Genomic DNA, 14802 nt, shown 5'->3' with positions numbered 1-14802 from the left:
CAGAGGGCGCCACGCGGCGATCGAGCGTGGCGTACGGAGCAGCTTGCCGTAGCGGAGCGGACCGTGGCCAGCGGATGTCCGGCCGTCAATACGCAGTTGTCCCCATGGCGAGGGTGAGCCGGCTCGGCGATAGTTCTGGCGGGGTCGGCGCGCCGGCGGTCCGCCACGGGGGTTCGGACCGAAGGCGGCAGGCCTCGCCCCGCGACCGGAGATGTGCGGTTCGCCGCTTCCGGCGACTCGTCGGTGCCGCCCGCGGCGCCGCCCGGGGGCGGACAGACTCGTTCCCAGCGGCGAGAACTCCCCGTCGCGGTGGCCGTAGCCGTCGCCACGGGACGCCCTCGCCCCTCGCCCCCATGAGCCGGGGGACGAGGGGCGAGCGGCGAGCGGCGATGTGACGGGCTACGACGCCGACGGCTGGAAGGACTTCGCCGCCTCCGACGCCGTCCCCGGCCGGACCACCTTCAGGCCGCCCGGCACGGACTTGTCCGGCTTCATGATGAAGCTCTCACGGGTGGACGGCGCCGCCGGGTCCGAGAGGTCGTGGGTGATGCCGAAGTCGCTCTTGTACGCGTTGAGCGTCAGCAGCGCCTTGTCGACGCCCTCCCGCGTCAGATCCTTGTCGGCGCACGCCTTCTTCAGCGCCTCGCCGAAGACCGTCGCCGCCGTGTAGCCGGCGACCACACCGTTGTCGAGGCCGTCCTTCGGGTACTCGGCCGCGTACTCCTTGGCCAGCTTCGACGGCCCGGGCTCCGGCGCGCCGATCGGGAGCGTGGAGGAGGCGATGTAGAAGTCCTTGGCGAGCGCCGGACCCGCCGGCGTCGCCAGCAGCTGCGGCGCGAATGCGGAGTTGTTGCCGACGATCGGGACGTTGAAGCCGCCCGCCGCCGCCACACCGGCCAGGGACGCCGCCTGCCGGGGACCCGCGCTGAGCAGGATCGCCTTGACGCCCGCCTTCTTCAGGGCCGCGACCTGCGCCGACATGTCGTTGTCCGTCGGCTTGATCTTCTGCTCCACGACCGTGAGGCCCGCCTTCTGGGCCGCGTACTTGGAGCCGGCCAGCGCGTTCTCGCCGTAGTCGCCCTCGAAGAAGACGTGACCGATCTTGTCGCCCTTGGCGATGCGCTTCTCGGCGAGGAGGTAGTCGACGGCGTTGATCGTCTCGACGTCGTACGTGGCGCCGAGGACCCGGACGTACGGGCTGCCCAGCAGGTTCGCGGACCACGCCTGGGGCAGTACGAGCCCCTTGTCCTGGCCGTTGACGCGCTCCTTGACGGCCGCGACGAACGGCGAGCCGATGAACTGCGCGAAGCCGAGCACCTTCGGCTCCAGCTCGGTGTAGCCGGCGACGGCCTTCTGCGGGTCGTAGCCGTGGTCACGGACCGTCAGCTCGATCTGCCGGTCGCAGATGCCGCCGGCCGCGTTGGTCTGCTTCGCCCACAGCTGCTGGGCCTGGGTGACGCTCTTGCCGAGGGACGCGTACACGCCCGTCATGTCGGTGAGCACACCGAGCGTGATCGCCTTGTCGGTGACCCCCTTGTCGGTCTTGATTCCCCCGGCGCCGTTGGTGTCACCGTCGCCGCTGGTGGCCTTGCTGCTGCAACCGGCCGTCACCGTCAGCGCGAGGACGGCGAGGACCGCCGCGTACGTTCTTGACTTCATTTCTTCTCCCGAGGGGACGGAACGAGGCGGGTGAGTCCGCCGGGCAGGAACAGCACGACCGCGACGACAGCCGCGCCGTACAGATAGCGGGAGGCCTCCCCGGGGGACACGCCGCCGGTGCCCGGTGCGGAGACCAGGGGCAGGGCGTCGCTCCAGCGGGTGAGGACCTGGGGGAGCAGCGACACGAAGATCGCGCCGACGACGGCTCCCGCGACCGAGCCGAGACCGCCGATGACGATCATGGCCAGGTACTCGAGGGACAGGATCATGCCGAAGTACTCCGGCACGGTCCGCTGGAAGATCAGGGCCAGCAGGACGCCGGCGAGACCCGCGTACATCGAGGACAGGACGAAGACGGCGGCCCGGTAGCGGGCGACCGGCACGCCCATCACGCCGGCGGCGATGCGGTGGTCCCGCAGGGCGTTCATCGCCCTGCCGGGGCGGCCGCGGAGCACTCCGCGGGCGAAGAGGCCGCACACCAGGAGGGCGACGAGCGCGGCGTACCAGAGCTTCTCCATGGACTGGAACGGGACGGCGGCGACGAGGAGCTCGCTGTCGTCGAACTCGAATCCGAAGAGGGAGAGCGGGGGTACGGCGCGGCCGTTGAAACCGCCGGTCAGGTCGCGGGCGTTGAACAGCACATGCTGGCCGACGAAGATCAGCGCGAGCGTGGCGATACCGAGGTACGCCCCGCGCAGCCGGCCGGCGATGGGGCTGAACACCCCGCCCGCCAGGCCCGCGAGGAGTACCGCGAGCACGGCCGCCAGCCACGTCGGCAGGCCGAGACCGGCCAGCTCGTGGCCGCTCTCCACGTCGTTGCCGCCGGCCAGGACGCAGTAGCCGTACGCGCCGATGGCCAGGAAGAAGGCGTGCCCCATGGAGAGCTGCCCCGTCGCGCCGGTGAGCAGGTTGATGCCGATGGCGCCGATCGCGGCGGCCATGGCGAAGAGGCCTGCCTGGAGCCAGAAGCGGTCGAGATAGAAGGGCAGCGCGAGGAGCAGGAGCGACAGGGCGCACCACAGGTACGCGCGGGGGCGCCGCCATGGCGGCCCCTGCCGTACGCCGGTCACCCGGCCGGGAGGGGCGGCCTCGGACGCGGCCTTCGCGGGCTCCGTACCGCCGGGCGGTACGGGAGCGGCGTCGGCGGTCTTCACCGGCGCGGCGGCCTCGCCCGACGGGGCGGGGACGGACGGCTTCGCGGTCCCGACGCGCTCTGCGGCCTCGGCGGAGCCGGGGCGGTCGTTGTCAGACACGGGCGAGCTCCTTCGTGCCGAAGAGTCCGGCGGGCCGCGCCAACAGCACGAGCAGCATCACCAGATACGGGGCGAGATCCCCGATCCCCCCGCCCAGGAACGTCAGTTCGCTCTGGTAGCCCGTCGCGAACGACTCCGTGACCCCGACGATCAGACCACCCGCCAGGGCACCCGTCGTCGAGTCCAGCCCTCCGAGGATCGCGGCGGGGAACGCCTTGAGGGCGGCGAGTGAGGTGGCCCGTTCCAGACCCGGCGTCGGGAAGACCGTCAGGAACAGCGCGGCGACCGCGGCGAGCGCGCCGGCGACCGCCCAGGCCGACATCGAGACCCGTCCGAGGCGTACGCCCATCAGCGCGGCCGTCTGCGGGTTCTCGGCCGCGGCCCGCATCGCCACACCCCAGGAGGTGTAGCGGAAGGCGAGCAGGAACGCCGTGATGAGCAGCGCCGCGGCGACGAACGCCGCGATCCGGGTCTGCGCGATCGTGATCTCGCCGAGGTTCACCACCCGGTCGCCCCAGGGGTCGCCGAGCGCCATCACGTCCGTGCCGATCAGCCGGGTGAGCTCGGTCGTCAGCAGGATGTCCACACCGATCGTGACGATGGCGAGGACGCTGTGGTCGGAACCCCGGTAACGGCGCATGACCAGGAAGTCGACGGCGGAGCCGACGACCGCCGCGCCGGCGATCCCTACGGCCAGCGCCGGCCAGAAGCCGAGGTCGTCGTGGAGGACCGCGGTGATGTAGCCGCCCGCCAGGAGCAGCGAGGCATGGGCGAAGTTGACGACCTCCGTCGCCTTGAAGATGACGACGAAGCCGAGGGCGATCAGCGCGTAGACGGAGCCGATGGACAGCCCGCCGAGGAGAAGTTCTGTGAACGTGGTCATGGCGTGGCCTCCGTACCGAGGTACGCCTGCACTACCGCCGGATCACCCTGTACCTCGGCGGGCGTACCGCCCGCGATACGGCGTCCGAAGTCGAGCACGGTCACGGCGTCCGCGAGCCGCATCACCACCCCCATGTCATGTTCCACGAGCACGATCGATATGCCGAGGCTGTCGCGGACGCCCGCGACGACCGCGGCGGTCTGCCGCCGTTCGTCGGCGGTCATGCCCGCGACGGGCTCGTCGAGGAGCAGGATCCGCGGCTCCATGCACAGGGCGCGGGCCAGTTCCACGAGTTTCTGCTTTCCGTAAGGGAGTTCACCGGCGGGCCGGTCGAGGTCGTCCGCGAGGCCGACGAACTCGGCGATCTCCGCGACGCGTTCGCGGTGCCGGCGTTCCTCGCGGGCCGCCGACGGCAGCCGCAGCCCCGCCGCGACGAACCCGGTACGGGTGAGCCGGTGCCGGCCGAGGAGCAGGCTGTCGGCGACCGTCGCCCGGGGCGGCAGCGCGAGATTCTGGAAGGTACGGGCGACACCGAGGGCCGCGATGCGGTGCGGCGGCAGACCGGTCAGCTCGTCGTCGCCGAAGCGGACACTGCCCTCCGTCGCCCTGTACACACCCGAGAGCACGTTGAACGTGGTGGACTTGCCGGCCCCGTTCGGTCCGATGACGGCGTGCACACTGCCCGGCTCGACGGTGAAGGACACCCCGTCCAGTGCGGTGAGACCCGCGAAGCGGACCGTCACCTCCTCGACGACGAGCGGTGCGATCGCCGTGGTCGTCGTCGCGTTCACGCGGACCACCTCCGCAGCGTCGGCGCGGCGTCCTGCGCCTGCACGGCGTCCTGTGCGGCGTCCTCGTCGACGACCCCGAGATAACGGCGCCGGACCTCGTCCGATGCCGCCAGCTCGTCGGCCGGTCCCTCGAGCGCGACCTCGCCGACGTCCAGGACATAGGCCCTCGAAGCCAGTCGCAGGGCGATCGCCGCGTTCTGCTCCACGAGCATCACGGGCGTGCCCGCGGCGTTGATCTCCTTGATCGTCTCGGCGATCCTCGCCGCCATGAGCGGGGCGAGGCCCAGCGAGGGCTCGTCGAGGAGCAGCAGCCGGGGGCGTGCCATGAGCGCACGTCCCATCGCGAGCATCTGCTGTTCACCGCCGGACAGGAGACCGGCCTTCTGCTGGGCGCGGTCGGCCAGCACGGGGAACAGCTCGTGCACGCGGGCGAGTGCGGCGGCGGACTCCCGCCGCCCGCGCACCCCGAGCGTGCCGGCCCGCAGATTGTCCGCCACGGTCATCCGTGCGAAGACCTGGCGGCCCTCCGGCACCTGGACGACTCCGGCCGCCACGACCCGGGCGGCGCTGAGGCCGTCCAGCGGACGGCCCTCGAAACTGATGCTTCCGGCGGTGACTTGCCCACGCTGGAACGGCAGTGTGCGTGACACCGCTCGCAGCAGGGTGGACTTGCCGGCACCGTTGCCGCCGAGCACGGCGACGACGGCACCCTCGGGCACCTCGACGGAGACGTCCCGCAACGCCCGCACGGGCCCGTACCCCACGGACAGCGCCCGCACCTCCAACGCGGCGGCCATACGCAACCCCTTGTCCGGCTCGCCAACGGTCGGCTCGCCTCTCGGGGCCACACCAGCATCGGGCGGCGTGCGCGGTCCACGGCTGTCACGGGACTCGCTGCGCCTGACCAGCGGCGGGACAGCCACGTTGTGCACGGGCACAGCCGACACGCCGTGCCCCGGCGGCGTGGCGCTCCGCGGGTCACGTGCCGGTCCCCGGGGCGAGGCCCGGCCGGGAGAGGGCGCGCGTGCGGGCATGGCCGGCCCGGGGTCGGGCGTGCCGGGCACGGAGGCGTTGCGCCTGGGGGCGTTGCCCGTCGAGTGCGCTGCGCCGGCGGGCGTTGCCCGGTCGAGTGCGTGACATCCCCGGGTTGGGCCCCGGGCCGGGTGGGTGGTGCGGGGGGCGGGGCCTCCGGAGGGGGGTGCCCGGAATGGCTGTCCTCACCGCGCTTCGCGCGAGTTGCGACGCTTTACTTCCGGACACCCCCCTCCTACGACCCCACCCCCCTCCCGCCGGACCCAACGGACCGTGGTCCCGCAGGGGTGCGTCGCGGCGTGCAGATCCGTCAGGCCGGTGGTCGCTCCATGCGGGACAGCGGTCCTGACTTGGGGTGGCGACAGCCCGAGTCGGGCACCGCGTGGCGCAGCCGTCCCCGCCCGGACCGCTGTCCGCAGCGGGGGCGGCAGAGGCCTCACGCGGCGCGAAGCTGCCGCCCCAGGGGTGTGGGGGCGCCAGCACCCACAAAGCTCTCTCCGGCAGGGGAGGGTGCTGGGGGCGCCAGCCCCCGTGCGGAGCCGGGCCCCGTGGGGGACCGGGCCCTCATCCCAACCGGGGTCCGTCCCGGCCCGTTGCGCGCCGGAGCGTGATCGTCCCGGGCAGGGCGCCGGGGCCGCAGGGGCCTCACGCGGCGTCAAGCTACCGGCCTGGGGGTGTGGGGGCGTCAGCCCACCCCAACCTTCCCCCTCCCCGGGAAAGGAGGGCCCGGGGGGCTGGGCCCGCATCCCGACCGGGGCCGGCCCGGCGCTGCCAGGACGTCCGAGGCCGTGCGCACGCGGCGCGGAGCTGCCGTCCCGGAGTGGGGGCGCCAGCACCCACCAGCAGTCCCTCTCCCCGGGAGGGGGAGCGGGCGTCAGCCCCCGTGGGGGCCGGGGCCTGACCGGATTCGGGGGGGGCGCGGTCAGGTCAGGAAGTCGCGTGCGATCGACTCCGCCACGCGTTCCAGGAGGGGGCCCGCCTGGGACATGGACTTCGCCGGGTCCGGTTCGAGCGCCGACAAGGCGTACGCGCGGCGGATGCCCGCGTGGCCCAGGGCCTCCGGGGGGAGGGCCAGGCGGCCGCAGACCGCGACGACCTCGATGCCGCGGGCTCGGGCCGCCGCCGCGACGCCCGCCGGGGCCTTGCCGTGGAGGGTCTGCTCGTCCAGGGAGCCCTCGCCGGTGATGACGAGGGTCGCCCTCTCCAGCGCGGGGGCGAAACCGAGGACGTCGAGCATGACCTCGATGCCGGGCCGGAAGCTCGCGCCGAGCGCGACGAGCGCGCCGTAGCCGATGCCGCCCGCCGCGCCCGCGCCGGGCGAGTCCGCGTGTTCGGGGCCGAGGACGGACGCGTAGTGCGCGAGGGCCTCGTCGAGGAGGGCCACGTCGTCCGGCGTGGCGCCCTTCTGGGGCCCGTACACCGCCGGCGCGCCCTTCGGGCCCGTCAGCGGGTTGTCGACGTCGCTGGCGAGGATCAGGTCGACGTCCTTGAGGCGGGCGTCGAGCCCCGACAGATCGGCCGTCGCCAGTTCGCGCAGGCCTCCCCCGCCGGGCGGCACCGGCGCTCCGGAGGCGTCGAGGAAGCGCGCGCCGAGCGCGGCGAGCATTCCCGCGCCGCCGTCGGTGGTGGCACTGCCGCCGACACCGAAGACGATCGTGCGCGCGCCCGCGTCGAGCGCGGCGAGCAGGAGTTCCCCGGAACCGTACGTCGTGGCGGTCAGCGGCGCGAAGACGCCGGCCGGCAGGTGCTGGAGGCCGGAGGCCTCGGCCATCTCGACCACCGCGGTGCCGTCCCGGAGGGCGTACGCCGCGGTCAGTGACTCCCCGCGTGGCCCCGTGACCTGCACCTCGCGGCGTTCGAAGCCCGCGGCGACCGCCGCCGCGACCGTGCCGTCGCCGCCGTCGGCGACGGGCAGGGCCTCGACCTCCAGCCCGGGCAGGACCCGCCGCAGGCCGGCCGTCACCCGCTCCGCGACCTGTACGGCCGTGAGCGAGCCCTTGAACTTGTCAGCCGCGACGAGCACCCGCGCGGGCTGAGTAACTGCTCCGTCCGTCACCTTGCATCCCTTGCTATCGAACAGGCAGTCGCGCCGCCCCGACCTTATCGGCAGCACCGGAGGGCATGCCAGTCCCGCTTGTACGCCGTGTGTCCTACGCTGCGTGCCGTGACCACCTCCGACTACGCCGCGTACATCGCTTCCCTGCCCCGCGTCCTCGCCGGGGCCGCCATGCTGCTGCGGAACGACGAGGGCCTCGTGCTGCTGGTGGAGCCCAATTACCGCAAGGGCTGGACGCTCCCGGGCGGCACCATCGAGTCCGATCGGGGCGAGACCCCGCGCGAGGCCGCCCGGCGGGAGACGGCGGAGGAGATCGGGCTCGACGTCGAGCCGGGAGCGCTGCTCGTGGTCGACTGGGTGCCGGGCGAGGGCCGACCGCCGATCACCGCGTACGTGTACGACGGTGGTGTGCTCACGGAGGAACGTCTCAAGACGATCCGGCTCCAGGAGGAGGAACTGGTCTCCTGGCGGCTGGTGGCCAGGGATGACCTTCCCCGGTATCTGCTCGGTTCGCTCAGGCACCGGGTACGGGCCGCCCTCGACGCGCTGGAGGCGGGGACCGGGACGGTCGAGCTGGTGAACGGGCTGCCGCCCGTGTCCTGACCGGTCGCCCCGCAGGTCACGCCTGGGGATCCGGCGGCTGGACGTCGCGCTTGCCCTGGGGCTCGTCGCGCGCGGCCACCCGCGCCTCCGTGCGGTGGCCCCGCGCAATGTAGTCGCGCACGACCAGTTCGACGGCGTCCTGCGGACTGCCCACGCCCGCCAGCACCATGACCTCGACGACGAGTTCGGCATCCAGACTGATCGTGACCTTCGCCATGGGCGGGACGGTAGCACCGGCGCGCAAACCGTTCGCCACCGGTGGCGCCGTCTGCGTACATTCGGACATATGACAGCCCTCGCGATCCGGGCGCGGCACCGGCAGGCGCGGTTGTGAGGGGACGCCGGCACTCCACGGAGCAGAGCAATGGCAGAAGCGACCTCGCGCCATGACCGGCCCCTCGTCGCCATCCTCAGTGGCGCCGGTGTCTCCACCGATTCCGGGATCCCTGACTATCGCGGGCCCAACGGGCTGTGGCGGCGGGATCCGGAGGCGCAGAAGCTCGTCACGTACCAGTACTACATGGCTGATCCGGAGATCCGGCGGCGGTCGTGGCAGATGCGGCGCAAGAACCGGACACTGAACGCCGAGCCGAACGCGGCGCACCGGGCGGTCGTCGACCTCGAGCGGTCCGGGGTGCCGGTGCGGGTGATCACGCAGAACGTGGACGGCCTGCACCAGCTCGCCGGGCTGCCCGCCCGCAAGGTCCTCGAACTGCACGGCAGCGCACGGAGTTTCGTGTGCACCAAGTGCCATGCGCGCGGACGGATGGAGGACGCCCTCGCCCGTGTGGAGGCCGGTGAGGACGACCCGCCGTGCCTGGAGTGCGGCGGGATCCTGAAGTCGGCGACCGTGATGTTCGGCCAGCGCCTCGACCCGGCGGTACTGGGTCAGGCCGTCGCGGTCACCAAGGCCTGCCAGGTCTTCGTCGCCGTCGGCACCAGCCTCCAGGTCCAGCCGGCCGCGGGCCTCGCCGGTGTCGCGGCCGAGCACGGGGCCCGGCTGATCGTCGTGAACGCCGAGCCGACGCCTTATGACGAGCTGGCCGACGAGGTCGTACGGGAGCCCATCGGGACGGCGCTGCCCGCGCTGCTGGAGCGGCTCGCGGGCTGAAAGAGCGTGTCGTCGTAGCCGCCGCGTTCGAGCGTGAGCAGCCGCTGCTTGCGGTCGAGGCCGCCGCCGTAGCCGACGAGGCTGCCGGACGAGCCGATGACGCGGTGGCAGGGCACGATGATGCCGATCGGGTTCTTGCCGTTGGCGAGACCCACGGCGCGGGACGCTCCCCGGTTGCCGAGGTTCTCCGCGAGTTCGCCGTAGGTGCGGGTCTGCCCGTACGGGATCCGGCACAGCTGCTCCCACACGCCGCGCTGGAAGGGTGTGCCCGTGAAGTGCATCGGCAGGTCGAACTCGGTGAGTTCGCGGGCGAAGTAGGCCTCGAGCTGGCGGATCGTCTCGCCGAACGGCCGCTCGTCCTCCTCGCCGAAGGTCTCCTCCGCGGGGCGGTGCCGCTGCTCGGTCATGTACAGCCCGCTGAGCACGCCGTCGGTGGCGACGAGGGTCAGCGGGCCGTACGGGCTGTCGACGACGGTGTGCTGCCGGGTCGTCATGTCTGTTCGGTCTCCTTACGCGGGAAGGTGGTTGATGGGGTGGTCGTCCGACGCCCACAGGTACTGGACCGCGTAGGCCCGCCACGGCCGCCAGGCGGCCGCGCGTCCGGTGAGGGCGGCGGGCGTGGACGGCAGGCCGAGTGCGGCGGCGGCGCGCCGCATGCCGAGGTCGGTGGGAAGGAAGGCGTCGGGATCGCCGAGGGCGCGCATCGCTATGACCTCCACGGTCCAGGGGCCGAAGCCGGGCAGGCCGGCGAGCTGGGCGCGCGCCTTGTCCCAGTCGCTGCCGGGGTCGAGCTTCAGCGTGCCGTCGGCGAGGGCGGCGACGAGCGTGGTCAGGGTCGTCCGGCGGCTGCGGGGCAGCGCCAGGGCCTCCGGGTCGAGGGACGCCAGCGCCTCCGGCGCGGGGAAAAGGTGGGTCAGGCCGCCCTCCGGGTCCTCCACGGGCATGCCGTGCGCCCGGACGAGGCGGCCCGCGTGGGTGCGGGCGGCGGCCGTGGAGACCTGCTGGCCGAGCACGGCCCGTACGGCGAACTCGGCCGCGTCGACCGTGCGCGGCACCCGTCGGCCGGGCGCCTTGCCGACCAGCGGCGCCAGCAGAGGATCGTCGCGCAGCTGGTCGTCCACGGCGACCGGGTCGGCGTCCAGGTCGAGCATCCAGCGGCATCGGCTGATCGCGATGGTGAGATCGCGCGGGTCGGTCAGCGACAGCCGGCAGGCGATGTGGTCGGGGCGCGGGGCGAGGGAGACGATGCCGTGCCCGTACGGGAGGGAGAGCGTGCGCCGGTACGCGCCGTCCCGCCACTCCTCCACGCCGGGCACGCCGGTCGCCGCGAGATGCCCGAAGAGGTTGCCGGGCTCGAGCGGTGCGCGGTACGGGAGCCTGAGCGCGATCACGCCGGGCGTCGGCGTGGCAGCAACCCGCCCGCGGGCGGCCCTCGCCCGCAGCTCGCCCGGGGCGAGCGCGAAGACCTCGCGGACGGTGTCGTTGAACGTGCGGATCGAGGAGAAGCCCGCCGCGAAGGCGACCTCCGCCATCGGCAGCGGCGTCGTCTCGATGAGCAGCCGCGCCGTCTGCGCGCGCTGCGCCCGGGCCAGGGCGAGCGGCCCCGCGCCGAGCTCGGCGAGCAGCTGGCGCTCGACCTGCCGGGTCGAGTAGCCGAGCCGGGCCGCCAGGCCGGGCACGCCCTCACGGTCGACCACACCGTCCTGGATGAGCCGGACGGCCCGTGCGACGGCGTCGGCCCGGGCGTTCCATTCGGGCGAGCCGGGGCTGGTGTCGGGACGGCACCGCTTGCACGCCCGGAAACCTGCCTGCTGGCAGGCGGCGGCGCTCGGGTAGAAGACCATGTTCTCGGCCTTCGGCGGCACCACCGGGCAGCTGGGACGGCAGTAGATCCGGGTGGTCAGCACGGCGGTGAAGAACCATCCGTCGAACCGCGCGTCCTTGGAACGGACGGCGCGCACGCATCGCTCGGTGTCGGTGTGCATGCCTCAAGGATGGCGGGTGCCGGGGACGGGTGGCTGGCAGGAATCCGACATCAGCGTCCGGCTGCCTGGGCCTCGGCGCGGCTCAGGCGGGAGATGCGAGGGCCGATTCGAAGGCCGCGTAGGCGCTGTCGTCGAACAGGACGAACCGCACCTCTTCGACCGGCGCCGCGGCGGCCTCGCGGACGGTCCGGACGGCGATCCTGGCGCCGTCGTCCATGGGCCACCCGTAGACGCCCGTGGAGATCGCCGGGAACGCCACGGTCCGCGCGCCCAGCTCCGCCGCGACGCGCAGCGACTCGCGGTAGCAGGAGGCGAGCAGCGCCGAGCGGTCCTCGGAGGCGCTGTGGACCGGCCCGACGGTGTGGATGACGTGCTCCGCGTCGAGGCGTCCGGCCGTGGTGGCGACGGCCTGCCCGGTCGGAAGCCCCTTGCCGTAGTGGGAGGCACGCAGGGCCCTGCACGCGGCGAGGATCTCGGGGCCGCCCTTGCGGTGGATCGCGCCGTCGACTCCCCCGCCGCCGAGCAGCGAGGAGTTGGCGGCATTGACGATCGCGTCGGCGTGCTGCTCGGTGATGTCACCGCGGACGAGGGTGACGGTCGGTGCGCTCTGCGTCATGGACCCCATCATCCTTCCCGGCGCCGCCCCTTCATGATCCGGCACGCGACCGCTTCCGGGGCCTGCCCGCTCGTCGGCGAGGGCGGCGACCGCGGCGAGGCACGCGTCGTGGGGCACGACACGGGCAGCGAGCGGCTCACCGGTGAGCAGGCGGGCGCGCCGCCGGTGTTTCGGCGGACGGGCGGCGTCGCCGGCGTGGCGCAGCGCGCTCGCCCGGGCTCGGCGTTCCGTTCAGCGCTGCCGCAGTCGGCGCCACACCGCCTTCGCCGCGTGGTGGCCCGACATGCCGTGGACGCCGGGGCCGGGCGGGGTCGCCGAGGAGCAGATGAAGACGGCGGGGTGGGCGGTCGCGTAAGGGACGCGGGCCAGCTTGGGGCGGATGACGGTCTGGAGCCCGGAGAAGGCGCCGCAGGCGATGTCACCGCCGACGTAGTTGGCGTTGCGCGCGGCGATCTCGGGAGGGCCGGCGACGGCGCGGGCGAGGACCAGGTCGCGGAAGCCCGGCGCGAAGCGCTCCAGTTGGCGTTCGACGACCTCGGTCGCGTCGCCTTCCCAGCCGGCCGGGACATGGCCGTACGCCCACAGGACGTGCTTGCCTTCGGGCGCCCTGGTCGGGTCGGTCACGCTCGGCTGGGCGGTGATGAGGAACGGGACCTCGGGGGGCCGCCCGGAGACGGCCGCGCCGAGGGCGCTCTCGATCTCGGCCGCCGTGGGGCCGATGTGCACGGTCCCCGCGGCCCTGGCCTCCTTGGCCCGCCACGGCATCGGCCCCGACAGCGCGTAGTCGATCTTGAACGCGGAGGCGCCGTACCGGTAGCGCCAGTACGCCTGGCCGAGGCCGGCGATCCTGGCGAGTGCGGTCGGTGAGGTGTCGAAGACGTACGCCCGGGCCGGCGGGAGCTCGTCGAGCCGCCGGACCGCGCTGCCCGTGTGGATAGTGCCGCCCTGGGAGCGCAGGTAGGAGGCGAGGGCGTCCGAGATGGCCTGCGAGCCGCCGCGCGGGACGGGCCAGCCGACCTCGTGCGCGGCCAGCGCGAACAGCAGGGCGATTCCTCCGGTGGCGATGCCGCTGGTGGGGGCGATGGCGTGCGCGGCGAGCCCGGCGAGCAGACCGCGGGCCTTCTCGCCGCGGAAGCGGCGGGCGAGCATGCTCGCGGGCCGGATCGCGTCCAGGCCGAAGCGGACGTAGCGGTACGGGTCGATGGGCAGCCCGTCCCAGGGCGTGCGCAGGAAGTCCGCGGCGATGCTTTCCCAGTGGCCGAGGTAGGGCGCGAGGAGACGGCGGTACGAGCCGGCGTCCGCCGCGCCCAGAGACATGGCGCTCTCGCCGACCGAGCGGCTGAGCACGGCCGCCGTGCCGTCCGGGAACGGATGGGCGAGTGGCAGTTCGGGGTGCAGCCAGGTCAGGCCGTGCCGCTCGAGGGGCATCGCGCGGAAGGCGGGCGAGCCGACGCCGAGCGGGTGGACGGCGGAACACGGGTCGTGACGGAAACCGGGGAGGGTCAGTTCCTCCGTCCTGGCACCGCCACCGACGGTGTCCATGGCTTCGTGGACGGCGACCGAGAAGCCGCGGCGGGCCAGTTCGACCGCGGCGGTCAGCCCGTTGGGGCCGGCTCCCACGACGACGGCATCGAGCATCGACGGCACCTTCGGACTCCTTCGTCAGCCGACGGCCAAGAGACCCAAGGATATTCCCGGGCACCGTCATCGCGGGCGGAGTACCGTCCGTGCGCGATGAACAACACGATCGAAGACATGGCGGCGCGGCTCGCCGAGGTGCCCGGTGTGCGTGCGGTGGCGCTCGGCGGCAGCCGCGCTCGGGGCACCCACCGGCCCGACTCCGACTGGGATCTCGGTGTCTACTACCGGGGCGAGGTCGACGTCGCCGCCCTGGCGGCCCTGGCGTCGGGCGTGGCGGGAGAGCCGGTGGAGGTGGCCGGGCCCGGCGGCTGGGGGCCGTGGGTGAACGGCGGCGCGTGGCTCTCGGTGAACGGCGTGGCGGTGGACTGGATCCTGCGGGACCTCGACCGGGTCGAACGGGTCCGGGCGGAGTGCTGGGCCGGGCGGTTCGAGACGGGCGTCCAGCCGGGGCACCCGCTGGGCTTCTGGTCGCCCGCGTACGTGGGTGAGGTCGCGCTGTGCCGCGTACTGGCCGACCCGGCGGGCGAGTTGACGGCGCTGCGGGAGCGGACACAGGGGTATCCGGAGCCGTTGCGCCGCGCGCTGGTCGACGCGGCGTGGGAGGCGGACTTCTCGGTTGCCGCCGCGGCGAAGTCCGCCGGGGCGGCGGACACGCTGCATGTGGCGCTGTGCCTGTCACGTGCGTTCGGGGTGCTGGTGCAGGCCGTGCACGCCCACCACCGGGTGTGGTGCCTCAACGAGAAGGGCGCGTTGGCGGCGGCCGCGGCGCTCCCGGGCATGCCCGCGGACTTCGCCGCCCGCGTGTCCGCGGCCCTGACCGGCCTGGACCCGGCCGCGGTGGCGTCCGCGGCCGCGCTGGTCCGGGAGACCAGGACCCTGCTGGCCGCGGACGCCCCGGCCTGAGACGGGCCGGCCGAGGGGGGTCGGGTCCCGCCTTGCCGTCGGGCCGGCCTTGCGTCGGCCCGCAGGCGGGCTTCGGACGGGGCCGTTCTCCGGCGGAGCAGGCGGGAGCGGCATCAGACTCGCGGAACGGCCGCAGCAGCCGGCCTTGCGAGCAGGGCCGGCCCTGTGACCCGACGCAGACAGACGGCCGTCGGGCGGCCGGGACGCGTCGCCCGGCGCGGTCGCCGAACGTGGGCGACCACGCGGCCCGCCCCGGTCGGTGCCCGGCC

14 protein-coding genes are annotated in these 14802 nt (G+C 73.8%); 3 read left to right on the top strand and 11 right to left on the bottom strand.

Translation table 11 applies throughout. The features are described 5' to 3' along the window. Positions 1-399: 399 nt before the first annotated feature. The 6 genes from ACTMTU_RS02020 to ACTMTU_RS01995 form a co-directional block, all read right to left on the bottom strand. Positions 400-1659, bottom strand: a complete 1260-nt coding sequence (locus ACTMTU_RS02020) for an ABC transporter substrate-binding protein (RefSeq protein ID WP_441261650.1) — start codon at positions 1657-1659, stop codon at positions 400-402. Next, positions 1656-2729, bottom strand: coding sequence for a branched-chain amino acid ABC transporter permease (locus ACTMTU_RS02015; protein WP_441261967.1), 1074 nt, complete (start codon positions 2727-2729; stop codon positions 1656-1658). The genes ACTMTU_RS02020 and ACTMTU_RS02015 overlap by 4 nt, the downstream gene beginning before the upstream one ends. Before the next feature lie 175 nt (positions 2730-2904). Continuing rightward, positions 2905-3795: a branched-chain amino acid ABC transporter permease gene (locus ACTMTU_RS02010; protein ID WP_005309543.1), complete on the bottom strand. Its 891-nt coding sequence runs from the start codon at positions 3793-3795 to the stop codon at positions 2905-2907. Then, complete coding sequence (locus tag ACTMTU_RS02005; RefSeq protein WP_441261649.1) at positions 3792-4586, bottom strand: ABC transporter ATP-binding protein; 795 nt, start codon at positions 4584-4586, stop codon at positions 3792-3794. The genes ACTMTU_RS02010 and ACTMTU_RS02005 overlap by 4 nt, the downstream gene beginning before the upstream one ends. Then, on the bottom strand, positions 4583-5383 hold the full coding sequence (locus tag ACTMTU_RS02000; RefSeq protein ID WP_441261648.1) for an ABC transporter ATP-binding protein: 801 nt from the start codon (positions 5381-5383) through the stop codon (positions 4583-4585). The genes ACTMTU_RS02005 and ACTMTU_RS02000 overlap by 4 nt, the downstream gene beginning before the upstream one ends. 1157 nt (positions 5384-6540) lie before the next feature. Then, the gene (locus ACTMTU_RS01995; RefSeq protein WP_441261647.1) at positions 6541-7674 is read right to left on the bottom strand and encodes a glycerate kinase; all 1134 of its coding nucleotides are present in this window, start codon (positions 7672-7674) and stop codon (positions 6541-6543) included. Positions 7675-7782: 108 nt separating this feature from the next. Here ACTMTU_RS01995 and ACTMTU_RS01990 point away from each other — a divergent pair, with 108 nt between their 5' ends. Next, complete coding sequence (locus ACTMTU_RS01990; RefSeq protein WP_441261646.1) at positions 7783-8277, top strand: NUDIX domain-containing protein; 495 nt, start codon at positions 7783-7785, stop codon at positions 8275-8277. Positions 8278-8293: 16 nt separating this feature from the next. On the opposite strand, the gene ACTMTU_RS01985 is transcribed toward ACTMTU_RS01990, so the two are convergent. Continuing rightward, a complete protein-coding gene (locus tag ACTMTU_RS01985) occupies positions 8294-8494 on the bottom strand; it encodes a type II toxin-antitoxin system VapB family antitoxin (protein ID WP_189464463.1) in 201 nt (66 codons plus the stop codon). Between the two features lie 147 nt (positions 8495-8641). On the opposite strand from ACTMTU_RS01985, the gene ACTMTU_RS01980 reads away from it, so the two are divergent. Then, a complete protein-coding gene (locus ACTMTU_RS01980) occupies positions 8642-9388 on the top strand; it encodes an SIR2 family NAD-dependent protein deacylase (protein ID WP_441261645.1) in 747 nt (248 codons plus the stop codon). Here ACTMTU_RS01980 and ACTMTU_RS01975 read toward each other — a convergent pair. The 4 genes from ACTMTU_RS01975 to ACTMTU_RS01960 form a co-directional block, all read right to left on the bottom strand. Continuing rightward, positions 9307-9882, bottom strand: a complete 576-nt coding sequence (locus tag ACTMTU_RS01975) for a methylated-DNA--[protein]-cysteine S-methyltransferase (protein ID WP_441261644.1) — start codon at positions 9880-9882, stop codon at positions 9307-9309. The genes ACTMTU_RS01980 and ACTMTU_RS01975 overlap by 82 nt on opposite strands. 15 nt (positions 9883-9897) lie before the next feature. Next, positions 9898-11373, bottom strand: coding sequence for an AlkA N-terminal domain-containing protein (locus tag ACTMTU_RS01970; protein ID WP_441261643.1), 1476 nt, complete (start codon positions 11371-11373; stop codon positions 9898-9900). An 82-nt stretch (positions 11374-11455) separates the two neighbouring features. Next, entirely contained in the window at positions 11456-11989 is a 534-nt protein-coding gene (locus ACTMTU_RS01965; protein ID WP_441261642.1) for an O-acetyl-ADP-ribose deacetylase, read from the bottom strand. 231 nt (positions 11990-12220) lie between these two features. Beyond that, positions 12221-13636 (bottom strand): phytoene desaturase family protein, encoded by a 1416-nt coding sequence (locus tag ACTMTU_RS01960; protein ID WP_441261641.1) that lies wholly within the window; start codon positions 13634-13636, stop codon positions 12221-12223. Positions 13637-13723: 87 nt separating this feature from the next. Between ACTMTU_RS01960 and ACTMTU_RS01955 the strand changes: the two genes are divergently transcribed. Continuing rightward, positions 13724-14533, top strand: coding sequence for a nucleotidyltransferase domain-containing protein (locus ACTMTU_RS01955; protein WP_441261640.1), 810 nt, complete (start codon positions 13724-13726; stop codon positions 14531-14533). The last annotated feature ends 269 nt before the right edge of the window (positions 14534-14802 follow it).

Origin of the sequence: Streptomyces sp. OZ13, from assembly GCF_052068155.1 — a bacterium.
Lineage (GTDB): Bacteria > Actinomycetota > Actinomycetes > Streptomycetales > Streptomycetaceae > Streptomyces.
Note: the sequence above shows the minus strand (reverse complement) of the source record. Positions and strands in the feature narration are given on the sequence as shown.

Bases quoted from the DNA above. Each gene is read 5' to 3' on its own strand.
- ACTMTU_RS02020 (WP_441261650.1), bottom strand. From the start codon at position 1,659: ATGAAGTCAAGAACGTACGCGGCGGTCCTCGCCGTCCTCGCGCTGACG.
- ACTMTU_RS02010 (WP_005309543.1), bottom strand. From the start codon at position 3,795: ATGACCACGTTCACAGAACTTCTCCTCGGCGGGCTGTCCATCGGCTCC.
- ACTMTU_RS02000 (WP_441261648.1), bottom strand. From the start codon at position 5,383: ATGGCCGCCGCGTTGGAGGTGCGGGCGCTGTCCGTGGGGTACGGGCCC.
- ACTMTU_RS01985 (WP_189464463.1), bottom strand. From the start codon at position 8,494: ATGGCGAAGGTCACGATCAGTCTGGATGCCGAACTCGTCGTCGAGGTC.
- ACTMTU_RS01980 (WP_441261645.1), top strand. From the start codon at position 8,642: ATGGCAGAAGCGACCTCGCGCCATGACCGGCCCCTCGTCGCCATCCTC.
- ACTMTU_RS01975 (WP_441261644.1), bottom strand. From the start codon at position 9,882: ATGACGACCCGGCAGCACACCGTCGTCGACAGCCCGTACGGCCCGCTG.
- ACTMTU_RS01970 (WP_441261643.1), bottom strand. From the start codon at position 11,373: ATGCACACCGACACCGAGCGATGCGTGCGCGCCGTCCGTTCCAAGGAC.
- ACTMTU_RS01965 (WP_441261642.1), bottom strand. From the start codon at position 11,989: ATGACGCAGAGCGCACCGACCGTCACCCTCGTCCGCGGTGACATCACC.
- ACTMTU_RS01955 (WP_441261640.1), top strand. From the start codon at position 13,724: ATGAACAACACGATCGAAGACATGGCGGCGCGGCTCGCCGAGGTGCCC.